This is a genomic window from Streptomyces sp. NPDC045968, assembly GCF_056430475.1.
This window is the reverse complement of record NZ_JBWKLF010000007.1, coordinates 1-13,977: the sequence shown is the minus strand read 5'-3', so window position 1 is coordinate 13,977 and position 13,977 is coordinate 1. Positions and strand designations below refer to the sequence as shown.

The window sequence follows — 13,977 nt, the reverse complement described above, 5'->3', positions numbered from 1 at the left end:
CGGCACCACCGGCGTTTTCATCATCAGCATGCAGAGACTGATCCCTACTGGGCACCCGGCGCGGCCGGTCGAGTTCACCGAGGACGCCCAGCCCGTCCCGGAGCCGGAAGAGGCGCTGATCCGAGTGGAGGCGTTCTCCCTGAACCGGGGCGAGACGTTCCTTCTCGAACAGCCGAGGCCGGGACAGCTTCCCGGCAAGGACATCGCAGGGCTGGTGGTGCAGGCGGCCGCGGACGGTTCCGGTCCGCCGATCGGCACCAGGATCGTGGGACACCCGGCGGCGGGCGGCTGGGCCGAGTACGCGGCGGTGCCCACCCACGCGCTCGCCGTACTGCCCGACGGTGTCAGCGCGGTCCAGGCCGCCGCACTTCCGCTGGCCGGCATCACCGCTCTGCGGCTGCTGCGCGCGGCCGGCAGCCTGATGGGCAGGCGGATACTGCTGACCGGCGCCTCGGGCGGGGTCGGCCACTACGTCACCGAGCTGGCCGCCACCGCCGGAGCAGACGTCACCGCGGTGACCGCCACCCCCGCGCGGGGCGAGCGGCTAGGCGAACTGGGAGCGGCGGCCGTCGTACACGATGTGGAGGATGCTCAGGGGCCGTTCGACGTGGTGCTGGAATCCACCGGCGGCCCCCACCTTCCCCTCGCGCTGGCCAGGATGGCCGCGGGCGGCACCCTGATCTGGTTCGGCCAGGCGGCCCGCAACTCGGTGACGCTCGACTTCTTCGACCTCCTCTCCGGTCCGCGGGACGCCACGATCCGGCATTTCCACTACGCGGGCACGCCGTACGGCCCGGACCTGGCCACACTGGTGCGCCTGGTCGACCATGGGCGGCTGCATCCGGAGATCGGCCGCCGCGCCGACTGGAGGGAGACCGCTCGTACGCTGGTCGACCTGCGGGAACGCCGGGTGCGAGGGAAGGCCGTCCTGACCACGGGGGCAGAGCGATGAACGTCCACGAGTTCTCGGCAGCCAATCTGTCCCGGGCCACCGGGGCCGGGCTCGATCCCCACGAGTACCTGCGCGTGACCGGCGCACTGACCTCCCTCGACGGCTGGGGCGAAGCGTGCGTCCGCACCGCACAGCGGTACGTCGCCCGCGCCGGCCGAGCGGCCTCACCGGTATCGGCGGGCGACGACTATCAGGCGGCGGCCCGCTGGTTCCACATCGCCACCCTGGCCCCGCACGCCGACCAGCACCTGGCCGCCGCCGAGGCCGACACCGCGATGGGCCGCGCACTGGCCGTCCAGGAGCCCGAGTCCCGCAGACACGCGGGGTCCACCTTCGCCGGGTGGCTGCGCGGGCCCGCCGACGCCCCGGCCACCGTCGTCGTCGTGCCCGGCCTGGACTCCGGCAAGGAGGAGTTCCACCACGTGACGACAGCCCTGCTGCGCAGGGGCCTTGCGGTGTTCACCATGGACGGCCCCGGCCAGGGCGTACTCGCCGCCGGCACCACGGTGCGGCCGGACTACCACCAGGTGATCGGCCAGGTCATCGACGCGCTGGGAGTCGAACGGGTCGGCCTCGTGGGGCTCAGCCTGGGTGGCTACTACGTGGCGGAAAGTGCCGCCCACGAGCCCCGGGTGGCCGCTGCCGTCACGGTCAGCGGCCCCTCCCTCCTCGACTGGGACGCGCTGCCGCCCTTCGTGCGGGACACCCTCGTCCGTCGCGCCGGGGGAACGGAAGAGGCCCGCGACTTCGTGCGCCGGGTCGATCTCTCCGCGCAGGCACCGCACATCGCCTCCCCGCTCCTGGTGGTGGACGGCGGCCAGGACGTCATCCCGGGCGTGACCAACGGGGAGCCGCTGGCCCGCCTGGCACCGCGCGGCGAGTACCTGCTCGTCCCGCACGGCGACCACCTTCTCGGCAACGCCCGGCCCGACTGGCTTCCGGCAACCGCCGACTGGCTTTCCGGAGTACTCATATGAACCGCTCCAGCGATCCCTGCCTGATGTCTGTCCCCCCAACGGAGGCACACGCCGAGCACCTCTCTCGTGGAGCGGGACGCAGGGGCAGCCGCGCGCCGGTCCCGGCAGGGCCCGTCCGGGGTCAGCGCACCGCGATCACGGCCGAGCCATGGCCGAACAGCCCCTGGTTCGCCGTGATCCCGGCGCGGGCGCCGGCCACCTGGCGCCCGCCCGCGGTTCCGCGCAACTGCCACGTCAGCTCGCAGACCTGAGCGATCGCCTGCGCCGGCACCGCCTCCCCGAAGGAGGCGAGCCCGCCGCTCGGGTTGACCGGCATGCGCCCGCCGAGCGCGGTCACTCCCTCGCGTACCAGTTTCGCGCCGTCACCCGGTGCGCAGAGCCCGATGTCCTCGTACCACTCCAGTTCCAGCGCGGTGGAGAGGTCGTACACCTCGGCGAGCGAGAGGTCCTGCGGGCCGATGCCGGCCTCCTCGTACGCGGCCCGGGCGATCGAGGCACGGTAGCTCTCCGGTGCGGGTTCCACCGCCACCGCGGAATCCGTCGCGATGTCCGGCAGGTCCAGCACCTCCCGCGGGAAGACCGGGGTGACGGTGGAGACCGCGCGGATACGGACCGGGTCGGCGGCCCCGTGGCGCCTGGCGAAGTCCATGCCGGACAGGACCAGGGCCGCCGCGCCGTCGGACGTGGCGCAGATGTCGAGGAGCCGCAGGGGGTCGGCGACCACGGCGGACGCCGCGACCTGCGCGGCAGTCACGGGAGCGCGGTACCGGGCGTGCGGGTTCAGTGCTCCCGCCGCCGCGTTCTTGACCTTGACCAGGGCGAAGTCGTCGGTCGTGTCCCCGTACAGCGCCATCCGGCGGCGCGCGTAGAGCGCGAAGTACGCGGGGTTCGTCGCCCCGAGGACGCGGAAGCGCAACCAGTCGGGATCGTCGGGCCGTTCGCCGCCGGCCGGGGCGAAGAAACCCTTCGGCGCCGCGTCCGCCCCCACCACGAGCACCACATCGGCCAGACCCGCCAGGATCTGGGCACGGGCCGCGTTGATGGCCTGGGCGCCCGAGGCGCAGGCCGCGTACACACTGGTCACGCGCGCGCCCTGCCAGCCGAGCGCCTGCGCGAACGTCGACCCCGCCACGTACCCCGGGTAGCCGCCCCGCACCGTCTCCGCGCCGACCACCGACCGCACGTCCCGCCAGTCCAGGCCCGCGTCGGCGAGCGCCGCCTTCGCCGCGACCCTGCCGTACTCGACGAAGTTGCGCCCCCACTTGCCCCACGGGTGCATCCCGGCCCCGAGGACCGCCACATCGCCCGTCATGCCACACCGCCGTCCGGTGCGGCGGACGGCGGAGGGTAGCCCGGAGCCGGTACGGGCCGCCAGTTCCACGTCGCCCGCAAGGCCCCGCTTCCGGCGGCGTCGCCGAGCACACCGGGTACCGCCTCGACCGTCATCCCGACCGCCAGATCCGCCACTGCGACCCCCGGTACCGCCTGCCCCAGGACGACCATGCGCTCGGCGGCCAGCTCCACGGCGATCAGTGTGCAGGGCTCCCAGGGCACACCGGGATCGGAGACGTACGGGGGAGGGGGCCGGTAACGGCCGTCGGTGAACGACCAGACCGTGCCCCGCTTGGAGAGCGGCACCTCGGCCAGTTCCCCGCCGGCGCATCCCGGGTTCCGGCAGAAGCCGTCCTCGCGGGGGAAGAAGACCGTCCGGCAGCCGGAACAGCGGGTGCCCAGCAGCCGGAAGTCCTCGTCGGTGCTGTCCTCGGTGAACCAACCGGTCACCACGGGTGTGCGCGTGTGCGGCAAAGCCCCTCCCCGGCACTGGATCTGACGGAACGTCAGAAGTGTGCCACGGTCAGCGGTTCTCGGCGAGCCACTTGGCGGCGGTCTCGGCCAGCTCCCGGTCCCGGCCCGCGAGCATCATTCGGATCATCTGCATGTCACCGCGCAGCGACCACGCGGGGTGTCCGAACGAGGCCGGGTTGTTCTTCTCGATGAAGAAGTGCGCCGGCCAGGCGGTCCCGTACCCGATGAGCGGCAGCGCCGCGGCATACCGCCATCGCCCGCGCGCCAGCCCGTAGGCGGCGATCGTGAGGCCGGTCAGCGTTCCCGTCAGATGCGTCCAGCGGGTCGCGGCGCGCGAGTGCATCGCCACGTAGTAGGGCCAGAATTCCTCGTACGAATCGAACGTCTCCTGTGACATAGGGGCACCGTAATGGCTGGAACGGCAACCGGATACGGCCCGTCCGCGTCCGAAGAGGAGAACGGGCGGCCGGAGCCCACGGGGGTGGTCCCGACCGCCCGTTCACCAGGGCCGGCTTGCCGGCCTCAGTGCCCCGCGACGGAACGCCGCGCCACCGGGAAGTCGAAGTAGGTGTCCGGGAAGAGCTCCGGCTTGAAGGTGAAGTGCCACCACTCCTCGGCCAGATTCACGAAGCCCAGACCGACGAGCGTCTGCTTGAGCAACTGCCGGTTGGCGCGCTGGATTCCCTGGATCCGGGGGTCGTCGGTGTGCGACAGGGTGTCGAAGCAGTCGTAACCAGTGCCCATGTCCACCGAGTTGTCGGGGAAGCGCTCGGACTGCGGCGCGTAGCAGGGCGTCAGTGCCTCGCCCGGCACATACGGCCTGGTGGGCACCGCCGGCACCTTCACCAGGGTCAGGTCCACCGTGCTGCCCCTGCTGTGGCCGGACTTCTCCGCGATGTAACCGTCCTCGAACAGCCGCGTCTTGTCGACCTTCGGGTAGAACTCGCCCTTCATGGTCTGATCGTCGAGATCCCTCGCCCAGCGCACGAAGTGGTCCACCGCCCGCTGCGGCCGGTAACAGTCGTACACCTTGAGCGAATAGCCCTGGCGCAGCAGCCGCGTCTGCGCCGTGTGCAACGCGTCGGCGACGGGCCGGGTCAGGATGCAGACCGGCTGCCGGTAGCCGTCGACGGGCGCCCCCAGGAAGTTGTGTGCGGTGGTGTAGCGCATCTCCTGGATGATCGTCGGATCGACCGAGCGCAGCGAGACGAACTCCCGGGGGGCCTTCGGTTCGGGTGAGGCCTGGGCCACGGGGGAGGCGGACACGGCGAGCAGGGTGGCGGCCGTGGCCGCCAGAGCGCGGAAGGCGGTGCGAATTCCTGTCATGGGCACATCGTCTATCAGCTCCGGGGCCCTCGCGAAAGAGTGATCGGATACAGTCCGCCCGTGTCCGCACCCACGAACCCGCCCACGACGCCCACCCCGCACTCGCACTGCGGAAGCTGCGGTACGCCGTACTCCGCGCGGATGTCCGCTGCGTGGCCCAGGGCCTGCGCGACCTGCGGCGCCACCGCCTACCGCAATCCGCTTCCGGTCGCCGTGGCCCTGCTGCCCGTCACCGACGCGCAGGGCGGCGGACTCGTCGTCATCACCCGTACCATCCCGCCCCAGCGGGGTGGTACGGCGCTCCCCGGCGGCTTCATCGACCACGCCGAGGACTGGCGGCATGCGGTGGTACGAGAGCTCCGCGAGGAAACCGGCATCGAGGCCCACGAGCACGACGTCCGCCTGGCCGACGCGATGAGCAGCCCCGCCGGCCACCTGCTCCTCTTCGGCCTGCTGCCCCCACGCCCGGCCGCCGCCCTGCCGCCCTCCGTGCCGACCGACGAGACCGCCGGCTACGACGTGCTGCGCACCGCCCGGGAACTGGCCTTCCCCCTGCACACCCGAGCCGTCCACGCCTGGTTCGCCGGCCACTACGGCTGACGCCCCATTCTCCGATCGTCGGAACGGGCCTGATTCTCAAGCCCGTCCGGCGATCGAGGACAGAACGCGGCCGAAGGTCGCGGAACCCCCGTGGACGCATGCGGTCACCGCACTAGAGCCCCCGTACCCGCACGGGAGGCATCGCCGCCCCCTCCTCTCCGCCCTCCCGCTCGACGACCACGCGCCCGCGTGCCATCCGCGACGTATACCGCTCGACCTCCGCCCGCGCCCACCCGTCGCCCGCGTCACGCACCACCACACCCCCGCCCGTACGGTCCACCGGTGGAGCCCACACCTCCAGTTCGAGACCGCCCTCCGCGCCCCGCACCGGAATCACCGCACCGGCCCGCGCCAGCACCGGAATCCGCGACAACGGCGCGTCCACGAGCACCTGCCCCGGCCCCTCGTACGCCTCCCCGGTCACCGTGTCGTACCAGCGCCCGCGCGGCAGCCGCACCGCCCGCCGCTCCGTCCCGCACTCCAGCACCGGCGCCACGAGCAGCGCGTCGCCCAGCAGGAAGGCGTCCTCGCAGTCCCGCAGCGCACGGTCGCCGGGCGCGCCCCACCACAACGGCCGCACATACGGGGCGCCCGTCAGCCGGGCCACCTGAGCCAGCGTCACGAAGTACGGGCGCAGCCGCTCACGCCCGTCGAACGCGGCCTTCGCGTACTCAAGGACCCGCGGCCCCGCCTCCCACGGTTCACGCCCGCCCGAGCCCACCGCCGCACCGGTACGGAACAAGGGCAGAAAGGCGCCGAGCTGGAGCCGGCGCACATACAGCTCGTCCGGATCCTCCGTCCCACCCCCATCGACCCCCGCGTACGGCACCCCGCAGAGCCCGAGGCCCAGCACCATCGCGAGCGAAGCCCGCAGCCCCGGCCGGCCGGTCACCCCGGCACCGGTCAGGACACCCCCGTACCGCTGTGCCCCCGCCCACCCGGAACGCGAGACCAGGAACGGCCGCTCGTCCGGCCGCAGCCGGCGCACCCCCTCGTACCCGGCACGCGCCATGGCCAGCCCGTACACGTTGTGCGCCTCGCGATGATCACCACCGCGCCCCTCCAGCGCGTACCGAGCCGACAACGGAAGCGTCGCGGGACCGGACTCGGCCGACAGACAACCCGACTCGTGCCACACCCCGGAGAACCCCTGCTCCAGCCGCTCCTCGTACAGCGCGCCCCACCACGCGCGCACCAGCGGATCGGTGAAGTCCGGATAGACGCACCCGCCCGGCCGCCCCGCGCCCCGCACCGCCCGCCCCCCGGCATCCCGGACGTACGCACCGGCCGCCCCGACCCGTTGTCCACCGCCGAACACGGCGTCACCCGGCACCGCCGGCACGGCGGGCCCCACGGCCGACACCAGCCGGACACCGTCCTCACGCAACTCCTTCGCCAGCCGGGGCAGACCGGGAAACCGCTCGTGGTCCACACCGGACAGCTGCCCGACGTCGCCGTTGACGGGGTCCAGGCGGATTACGGACAGCGGCAGCGCCCGCTCCCGGTACCCCGCCACGATCCGCCGCACCTCCTCCTCGCCGCCCGACCCCGGCCCGGGATGCTGCGCACCCAGCGCCCAGGACGGCGGCAGCGCGGGCGCACCGGTCAGCGCCGTCCAGCCCCCCAGCACCCGGGCCGGTGTCCCCGCGACGACCCAGCACCTGAGGGGGCCGCCGTCCATCCGCACCTCACAGGTCCCCGGCCTGTCGTGCCCGGAGCCCGCTCCCTCCTCGCCCTCGCGCAAGGTCACGCGCCCCGCCCACGTGTTGTCATGGAAGGCGAGGTGCGTCCCCGCGTCGGACACGACCAGATGCACCGGCATCGTGAGATTCCGCGGCCCGTCACCAGGACCGGCACTCCCGCCGGGACCGGGATTCCACAGCCGGTACGTCCCCTCACGCAGCCGTGCACCGCTAGCCCGCCCGCCCAGCCCGAAGAAGCGCGCGTCGGCCGGCACCTCGGACCGCTGGACCCACCGCGCCGCGCCTCCCGCCACCGGCTCCCACCAGCGCGGCGGCAGCTCCCGCCGGAGCACGAGCCCGCCGGGCGTACGCAGCTCGACCGCCCCGTGCCGCGACACCGCCACCGTCAGCCGCTCCGAGACCACCTGCCAGCCGCCGTCCTTGTCCGGCTCCAGCGCGGCACGTGGGTCCGGTTCCGGTCCGGGACCTGACACCGCGTACGACGGCAGAGGCTCCGCCCCGTCCCACGCCCAGAACACCGCACCGCCCGCCGCGACACGTATCCGCAGCTCCGAACGGGCGAACCGCACGACACCCCCGCCGGGGCCCGGTTCCGCCCCCGTCAACAGGCCCGGCACTCTCGCCCGCTCCGCCCCGCGCGGCGGCAGCGCCCGCGCGTCCGCACGCCGGTGCCGCCAGGCCATGCGCACTGTGCGCAGCCCCTCAACCGAACCGACCATTTTCACCGAGCGCACCAGGTCACGACCGTTCATGCGGCCACCCTGCCAGCCGGCCGCGGCAGAACGGGCTCCGTTCAACTTCCGTTCACCCGTGGCCGGACCACATGACCGGGCAGGCAACCATGGCCGGGCGACCCTGGTGCGAAAGACGATCACATGGCATCGTCCGTAAAAGCCGCGCACGCGCGCACCCCAGCACGTGCGCGCGCCACGCCCACCCCGCGTACCCGTCAGCCAGGGAGCCGACCCATGACCGCACGTGCCGAAGAAGCCCCCCTGTGGGAGCCCGACGCCGACCGCATCGCCGCCGCGGCCGTCACCCGCTTCCAGAACTGGGCGGCCGAACGGTACGGAGCACCTGCCGAGGGCGGCTACGCCGCGCTGCACCGCTGGTCGGTCGATGAACTCGACACCTTCTGGCAGGCCGTCGCCGACTGGTTCGACGTACGGTTCTCCACCCCGTACGAGACCGTCATCGGCGAGCGCTCCATGCCCGGCACGCAGTGGTTCCCCGGCGCCACCCTCAACTACGCCGAGCACGCCCTGCGCACCGCCGAGGACCCCCTGCGCGCCGACGCCCCCGCCCTGCTCCACGTGGACGAGACCCACACCCAGCTGCCGATCAGCTGGTCGGCCCTGCGCCGACAGGTCGGCTCGCTCGCCGCCGAACTCCGCGCACTCGGCGTCACGCCCGGCGACCGGGTCAGCGGCTACCTGCCCAACATTCCCCAAGCCGTCGTCGCCTTCCTCGCCAGCGCCGCCGTCGGCGCGGTATGGACCTCGTGCGCCCCCGACTTCGGCGCCCGCAGCGTCCTCGACCGCTTCCAGCAGGTCGAACCCGTCGTCCTGTTCACCGTCGACGGCTACCGCTACGGCGGCAAGGAACACGACCGCACCGAAACCGTCGCGGAACTGCGCCGGGAGCTCCCCACCCTGCGCGCCGTCGTCCACATTCCGCTGCTCGGCACGGACGCACCCGAGGGCACCCTCGACTGGGCCGCCCTCACCTCCGCGGACATCGAGCCCGTGTTCGAGCAGGTCCCCTTCGACCACCCGCTCTGGGTGCTGTACTCCTCCGGCACCACCGGACTCCCCAAGGCGATCGTCCAGTCCCAGGGCGGCATCCTGCTCGAACACTTCAAGCAGATCGGCCTGCACTGCGACCTCGGCCCCGACGACCGCCTCTTCTGGTACACCTCCACCGGCTGGATGATGTGGAACTTCCTCGTCTCCGGCCTGCTCACCGGAACCACGGTGGTGCTGTACGACGGCAGCCCCGGCTACCCCGACGTCAGCGCCCAGTGGCGCGTCGCCGAACAGACCGGAGCGACCCTCTTCGGCACCTCGGCCGCGTACGTCATGGCCTGCCGCAAGGCCGGCATCCACCCCGGACGGGACTACGACCTCTCCCGCGTCCAGTGCGTGGCCACCACCGGCTCCCCCCTGCCGCCCGACGGCTTCCGCTGGCTCCACGACGAGGTGGCCGAAGACCTCTGGATCGCCTCGGTCAGCGGCGGCACGGACGTCTGCAGCTGCTTCGCCGGCGCGGTCCCGACGCTCCCTGTACACATCGGCGAACTGCAGGCCCCCTGCCTCGGCACGGACCTCCAGGCCTGGGACCCCGCGGGCGAACCGCTCATCGGTGAGGTCGGCGAACTCGTCGTCACCAACCCGCTGCCCTCCATGCCCATCCGCTTCTGGAACGACCCCGACGGCAGCCGCTACCACGACAGCTACTTCGACATGTACCCCGGCGTCTGGCGCCACGGGGACTGGATCACCATGACCGGCCACGGCTCCGTGGTCATCCACGGCCGCTCGGACTCCACGCTCAACCGGCAGGGCGTACGCATGGGCTCCGCCGACATCTACGAGGCCGTCGAACGGCTCCCCGAGATCCGCGAATCCCTCGTGATCGGCCTGGAGGAACCCGACGGCGGCTACTGGATGCCGCTCTTCGTCCACCTCGCCGAAGGCGCCACGCTCGACGACAAGCTCCGCGACACGATCAAGCTGACCATCCGCGAGAACCTCTCCCCGCGCCACGTGCCCGACGAGGTCATCGAGGTGCCCGGCATCCCGCACACCCTCACCGGAAAGCGCATCGAAGTCCCGGTCAAACGCCTCCTCCAGGGCACGGCCCTGTCCAAGGCCGTCAATCCGGGCTCCGTGGACAACCTCGAACTCCTCCACTTCTACGTGGACCTGGCCCGCACCCGCCACTGACCGTCCGCACGACGGAGCCACTGTCAGTCCCCCTGATTACGCTGAGTGAGCATTGTTCGACAGCGCACAGGGGGACACATGGCGCACACCCGGCAGTACCGGCAGGGCACATCCATGCGGCGCACGCTGCGCCGCGAAGCACCCAGCACGATCGGCCTCCTGGTCGATGCCCAGGACTTCGCGGCGATGCGTCAGTACCGCAGCTTCACCTTCGCCAGCCACACGGTCTATCTCCAGCAGGTCGAAGGCCTGCTCAAGTCACTCGCATCCCAGGGCATGCACACCACGGTCGCGCTCTTCGACCCCGAGGACTACGCGGAATTCTGCGCCGAATCGGCCCTCGAACCGGACAGCGGCTCCAGCCGCACCCGTTTCACCGCCGAGATCGCGGCGGGCGGCGCCACCGTGGCGTACACCGGCCAGCCCATCGAGACACTGGTGCCACTCCTCATCAGCCGGGCCGTCCGCCGGGCGACTTGGGAGTACGCGACGATGCTCCTGGCGGGCCTGGGCGAGTGCGTCGACTGCGGACAGGACATCGGACGCGCCGCCTTCGACCGCGCCTCCCACCTCCTGTCCCGCCTCCTGGCAACAGCCGGCCCCGGCACCCACCACATGGTGTGCAGCACCCCCACGGAGAACGAACAGCTCCTGGCGGTCCTCCACACCGAGTGCGGCACCACGGGACCGGCCCGCCTCGACTCCACCGAAGGAGCCGAGTTCGCCACCGTCCTCGCGGTGGGCATCGCCCTGGAGACCCGCGGGGGAGTGGTGCTCCGCACGAGCGGCCCGGACACCCCGGACCGGGTCCACGGCTGGCGGCTGATCCGCGGCGGCCTCGTCCCCCTCACCGAAGGAGAGGTCTTCAGCGCCTACTGCACCGACGCCGATACGGGTGAACCGGTCGCCCCGGAATCGGGCGTCGAATACCGTGCCGGATTCGACATCGGCGCAGACGAACCGGAAACGCACCACTGACAAGCCGAAGGGGCTCCCCGCCACCATCGGCGGGAAGCCCCTTCCACCAGCACCTGCGCCGGACTACTCGCCCGACAGCACCGCCTGCGCGGCGTTCCGCGCCTCTTCGGCGGAGTCGGCGGCACGCGCGGCAGCGGCCGCACGCTCGCACTGGGCCAGCGTGTGCTTCGCCAGGGTGGCGCGTACATAAGGAATGGACGCGGCACCCATCGAGAGGGAGGTGACACCCAGACCGGTCAGCACACAGGCGAGAAGCGGGTCCGAGGCCGCCTCGCCACAGACACCACAGCTCTTGCCCTCGGCCTTGGCCGCCTCGGCCGACAGCGCGACGAGGTCGAGCAGCGCCGGCTGCCACGGGTCCTGGAGCCGGGAAACGGCCCCCACCTGACGGTCGGCGGCAAAGGTGTACTGCGCCAGGTCGTTGGTACCCAGCGACAGGAACTCCACCTCCTGCAGGATCGAGCGCGCCCGCAGCGCGGCGGACGGAATCTCCACCATCGCGCCGAACTTCGCCTGCAGCCCGGCCTCGCGGCAGGCATCGGCGAACGCCTTGGCATCGGCACGGTCGGCCACCATGGGTGCCATGACCTCGAGATAGACCGGGAGTCCCTCGACCGCCTTCGCCAGCGCGGTCAGCTGCGTCCGCAGCACATCGGGGTGCTCCAGCAGGCTGCGCAGCCCCCGCACACCCAGCGCCGGGTTCGGCTCGTCCGCCGGAGTCAGGAAGTCCAGCGGCTTGTCGGCACCGGCGTCCAGGACCCGCACGACCACACGGCCCTCGGGGAACGCCTCGAGCACCGCGCGGTACGCCGCGACCTGCTTCTCCTCGGACGGCGCCTGCTTGCTGTCGTCCAGGAACAGGAACTCCGTACGGAACAGCCCGACGCCCTCGGCGCCCGCCTCCACAGCCGCCGGCACATCGCCGGGACCGCCGATGTTGGCGAGCAGCGGCATCTTGTGCCCGTCCGACGTCGCACCGGGGCCGGTCGACGCGGACAGCGCGGCCTTGCGGGCCGCGGCGGCGCTCTCCATCTCCGCGCGCTTCTCGGCGCTCGGATCGACGAAGATCTCGCCGGTCGAGCCGTCCACGGCGACGACCGTTCCCTCGGCCAGCTCACCGGCACCGGGCAGCGCCACGACAGCGGGGACACCGAGCGCCCGCGCCAGGATCGCGCTGTGGCTGGTGGGTCCGCCCTCCTCGGTCACGAACCCGAGGACCAGCGTCGGGTCGAGCAGAGCCGTGTCGGCCGGCGCGAGGTCCCGCGCGATGAGCACGTACGGCTCGTCACTGTCCGGCACGCCCGGCATGGGCACACCGAGCAGCCGGGCCACGATCCGGTTCCGCACGTCGTCGAGGTCCGCGACGCGCCCCGCGAGATACTCACCGGCGTTGGCCAGCAGAGCACGGTACGCGGCGAACGCGTCGTAGATCCCGCGCTCGGCGGTGCTGCCGACAGCGATACGCCGGTCCACATCGGCCATGAGCTCGGGGTCCTGCGCCATCATGGCCTGGGCCTCCAGCACGTGCTGGGCCTCGCCCCCGGCCAGATTGCCGCGTGCAATCAGGTCGGCGGCCACAGCCTCCACGGCCTGGCGAGCACGCCCCTGTTCGCGCTCGGCCTCCTCCGCGGGAATCTGCTTGGCCGGCGGTTCCAGGACCGCCGTACCCATGTGCCGAACCTCGCCGATCGCCACACCGTGGCTCACGCCGACGCCTCGCAGCGTTGTCTCCATTTCACCCGTCTCCGATTGTGCGGTGGCCGTGCCACCGCGGCGGTTGTCCAACTGGCTGTCAGGTCTACGAAGGTGTTACTGCCAGCCGAACAGCGTGTCGCCGACCTTCACGTCGCCGTCCTCACGGACGTCGGAGAGGGAGTCGGCGGTGGCCTCGAGCGCGACGATCGGGCAGATGGCCGACTTGCCTGCGGCCTCCACGGCGGCCGGGTCCCACCGGACGATGCCCTGCCCGCGGACGACGGTGTCGCCCTTGTTGACGAGAAGCTCGAAGCCTTCGCCGTTGAGCTGGACGGTGTCGATACCGAGGTGGACCAGCACTCCATGTCCTTCGCTGTCGACGACGACGAAGGCGTGCGGGTGGAGGGAGACCACGATGCCGTCGACCGGGGATACGGCCTCCGACGGCTCGCGCACGGGGTCGATCGCGGTTCCGGGACCGACCATGGCGCCGGAGAAGACCGGGTCCGGCACCGCGGTGAGTCCGATGGCGCGTCCGGGCAGAGGGGACGTCACGTTGGTCATGGGGAGCCTCCCAGGGGGTGGAGCTTCGTGTGTCGCCGCCGCGGCTGATGGGGGACGGCGTACTGCTCAGCAGGGTAAGTCATATGAAGTCCCGGTTCCGCCCGAGACCTACCGGTTGGCGGACCTAGGGGTGCACCAGAAACGATTTGCCTCGACTCCCGGCGGCCTGTACTGTCGTACTCCTGCCTGACCCCAACGCGACATTGAGTCGGGGGTCGGCGGCGACCATTAAGCCCAGATCCTAACCCTCACCTCCACTTCTGCATGCCTGCAGGGCTGGTCAAAGGGAACAGGAAATGGCTGATAGAGTCGGACTCGCCGGAAAGGGAAACCGCGAAAGCGAATTCCTTGAAAGGCGAAACCCGCTTCGACCGGGAATCGGACACGAAAGAGTCTGATAGAGTCGGAAACGCAAGAACGAAGGGAAGCGC

13 protein-coding genes are annotated in these 13,977 nt (G+C 71.8%); 5 read left to right on the top strand and 8 right to left on the bottom strand.

Translation table 11 applies throughout. From position 1 onward, the window contains the following. Positions 1-28: 28 nt before the first annotated feature. Together AC07FA_RS20600 and AC07FA_RS20595 are read left to right on the top strand one after the other, a co-directional pair. The gene (locus AC07FA_RS20600; protein ID WP_479077264.1) at positions 29-952 is read left to right on the top strand and encodes a zinc-binding dehydrogenase; all 924 of its coding nucleotides are present in this window, start codon (positions 29-31) and stop codon (positions 950-952) included. After that, positions 949-1,929, top strand: coding sequence for an alpha/beta hydrolase family protein (locus tag AC07FA_RS20595; protein WP_479077263.1), 981 nt, complete (start codon positions 949-951; stop codon positions 1,927-1,929). Before AC07FA_RS20600 ends, AC07FA_RS20595 begins: the two co-directional genes overlap by 4 nt. Positions 1,930-2,050: 121 nt before the next feature. Here AC07FA_RS20595 and AC07FA_RS20590 read toward each other — a convergent pair whose 3' ends face one another. The 4 genes from AC07FA_RS20590 to AC07FA_RS20575 all read right to left on the bottom strand — a co-directional run bounded on the left by AC07FA_RS20590 (position 2,051) and on the right by AC07FA_RS20575 (position 5,061). Next, positions 2,051-3,241 carry a lipid-transfer protein gene (locus AC07FA_RS20590; RefSeq protein WP_479077262.1) on the bottom strand — a complete coding sequence of 397 codons (1,191 nt, stop codon included), beginning with the start codon at positions 3,239-3,241 and terminating at the stop codon, positions 2,051-2,053. Continuing rightward, entirely contained in the window at positions 3,238-3,735 is a 498-nt protein-coding gene (locus AC07FA_RS20585) for a Zn-ribbon domain-containing OB-fold protein (protein ID WP_479077260.1), read from the bottom strand. The genes AC07FA_RS20590 and AC07FA_RS20585 overlap by 4 nt, the downstream gene beginning before the upstream one ends. 49 nt (positions 3,736-3,784) lie before the next feature. After that, positions 3,785-4,132 (bottom strand): Mpo1-like protein, encoded by a 348-nt coding sequence (locus AC07FA_RS20580; RefSeq protein WP_479077259.1) that lies wholly within the window; start codon positions 4,130-4,132, stop codon positions 3,785-3,787. Between the two features lie 125 nt (positions 4,133-4,257). Then, a complete protein-coding gene (locus AC07FA_RS20575; protein WP_479077258.1) occupies positions 4,258-5,061 on the bottom strand; it encodes a M15 family metallopeptidase in 804 nt (267 codons plus the stop codon). 141 nt (positions 5,062-5,202) lie between these two features. On the opposite strand from AC07FA_RS20575, the gene AC07FA_RS20570 reads away from it, so the two are divergent. After that, positions 5,203-5,661 (top strand): NUDIX domain-containing protein, encoded by a 459-nt coding sequence (locus AC07FA_RS20570; protein WP_479077778.1) that lies wholly within the window; start codon positions 5,203-5,205, stop codon positions 5,659-5,661. 112 nt (positions 5,662-5,773) lie between these two features. Here the strand turns inward: AC07FA_RS20570 and AC07FA_RS20565 are convergent, their stop codons facing one another. Beyond that, the gene (locus AC07FA_RS20565; protein WP_479077256.1) at positions 5,774-8,116 is read right to left on the bottom strand and encodes a glycoside hydrolase family 31 protein; all 2,343 of its coding nucleotides are present in this window, start codon (positions 8,114-8,116) and stop codon (positions 5,774-5,776) included. A 216-nt stretch (positions 8,117-8,332) separates the two neighbouring features. On the opposite strand from AC07FA_RS20565, the gene AC07FA_RS20560 reads away from it, so the two are divergent. Continuing rightward, on the top strand, positions 8,333-10,309 hold the full coding sequence (locus tag AC07FA_RS20560; protein ID WP_479077255.1) for an acetoacetate--CoA ligase: 1,977 nt from the start codon (positions 8,333-8,335) through the stop codon (positions 10,307-10,309). A 78-nt stretch (positions 10,310-10,387) separates the two neighbouring features. Next, positions 10,388-11,287, top strand: a complete 900-nt coding sequence (locus AC07FA_RS20555) for a hypothetical protein (RefSeq protein ID WP_479077254.1) — start codon at positions 10,388-10,390, stop codon at positions 11,285-11,287. A 63-nt stretch (positions 11,288-11,350) separates the two neighbouring features. Here AC07FA_RS20555 and ptsP read toward each other — a convergent pair whose 3' ends face one another. The 3 genes from ptsP to AC07FA_RS20540 all read right to left on the bottom strand — a co-directional run. Continuing rightward, complete coding sequence (ptsP, locus tag AC07FA_RS20550) at positions 11,351-13,021, bottom strand: phosphoenolpyruvate--protein phosphotransferase (RefSeq protein ID WP_479077252.1); 1,671 nt, start codon at positions 13,019-13,021, stop codon at positions 11,351-11,353. Positions 13,022-13,096: 75 nt separating this feature from the next. Continuing rightward, on the bottom strand, positions 13,097-13,546 hold the full coding sequence (locus tag AC07FA_RS20545) for a PTS sugar transporter subunit IIA (RefSeq protein ID WP_479077251.1): 450 nt from the start codon (positions 13,544-13,546) through the stop codon (positions 13,097-13,099). Positions 13,547-13,794: 248 nt separating this feature from the next. Then, positions 13,795-13,977 (bottom strand): hypothetical protein (locus AC07FA_RS20540; protein WP_479077250.1); only part of this gene is annotated, 183 nt, incomplete at its 5' end.

Coding starts and splice junctions, on each gene's coding strand:
- AC07FA_RS20600 (WP_479077264.1), top strand. CDS start 29: ATGCAGAGACTGATCCCTACTGGGCACCCGGCGCGGCCGGTCGAGTTC.
- AC07FA_RS20595 (WP_479077263.1), top strand. CDS start 949: ATGAACGTCCACGAGTTCTCGGCAGCCAATCTGTCCCGGGCCACCGGG.
- AC07FA_RS20590 (WP_479077262.1), bottom strand. CDS start 3,241: ATGACGGGCGATGTGGCGGTCCTCGGGGCCGGGATGCACCCGTGGGGC.
- AC07FA_RS20580 (WP_479077259.1), bottom strand. CDS start 4,132: ATGTCACAGGAGACGTTCGATTCGTACGAGGAATTCTGGCCCTACTAC.
- AC07FA_RS20575 (WP_479077258.1), bottom strand. CDS start 5,061: ATGACAGGAATTCGCACCGCCTTCCGCGCTCTGGCGGCCACGGCCGCC.
- AC07FA_RS20570 (WP_479077778.1), top strand. CDS start 5,203: ATGTCCGCTGCGTGGCCCAGGGCCTGCGCGACCTGCGGCGCCACCGCC.
- AC07FA_RS20565 (WP_479077256.1), bottom strand. CDS start 8,116: ATGAACGGTCGTGACCTGGTGCGCTCGGTGAAAATGGTCGGTTCGGTT.
- AC07FA_RS20560 (WP_479077255.1), top strand. CDS start 8,333: ATGACCGCACGTGCCGAAGAAGCCCCCCTGTGGGAGCCCGACGCCGAC.
- AC07FA_RS20555 (WP_479077254.1), top strand. CDS start 10,388: ATGGCGCACACCCGGCAGTACCGGCAGGGCACATCCATGCGGCGCACG.
- ptsP (WP_479077252.1), bottom strand. CDS start 13,021: ATGGAGACAACGCTGCGAGGCGTCGGCGTGAGCCACGGTGTGGCGATC.
- AC07FA_RS20545 (WP_479077251.1), bottom strand. CDS start 13,546: ATGACCAACGTGACGTCCCCTCTGCCCGGACGCGCCATCGGACTCACC.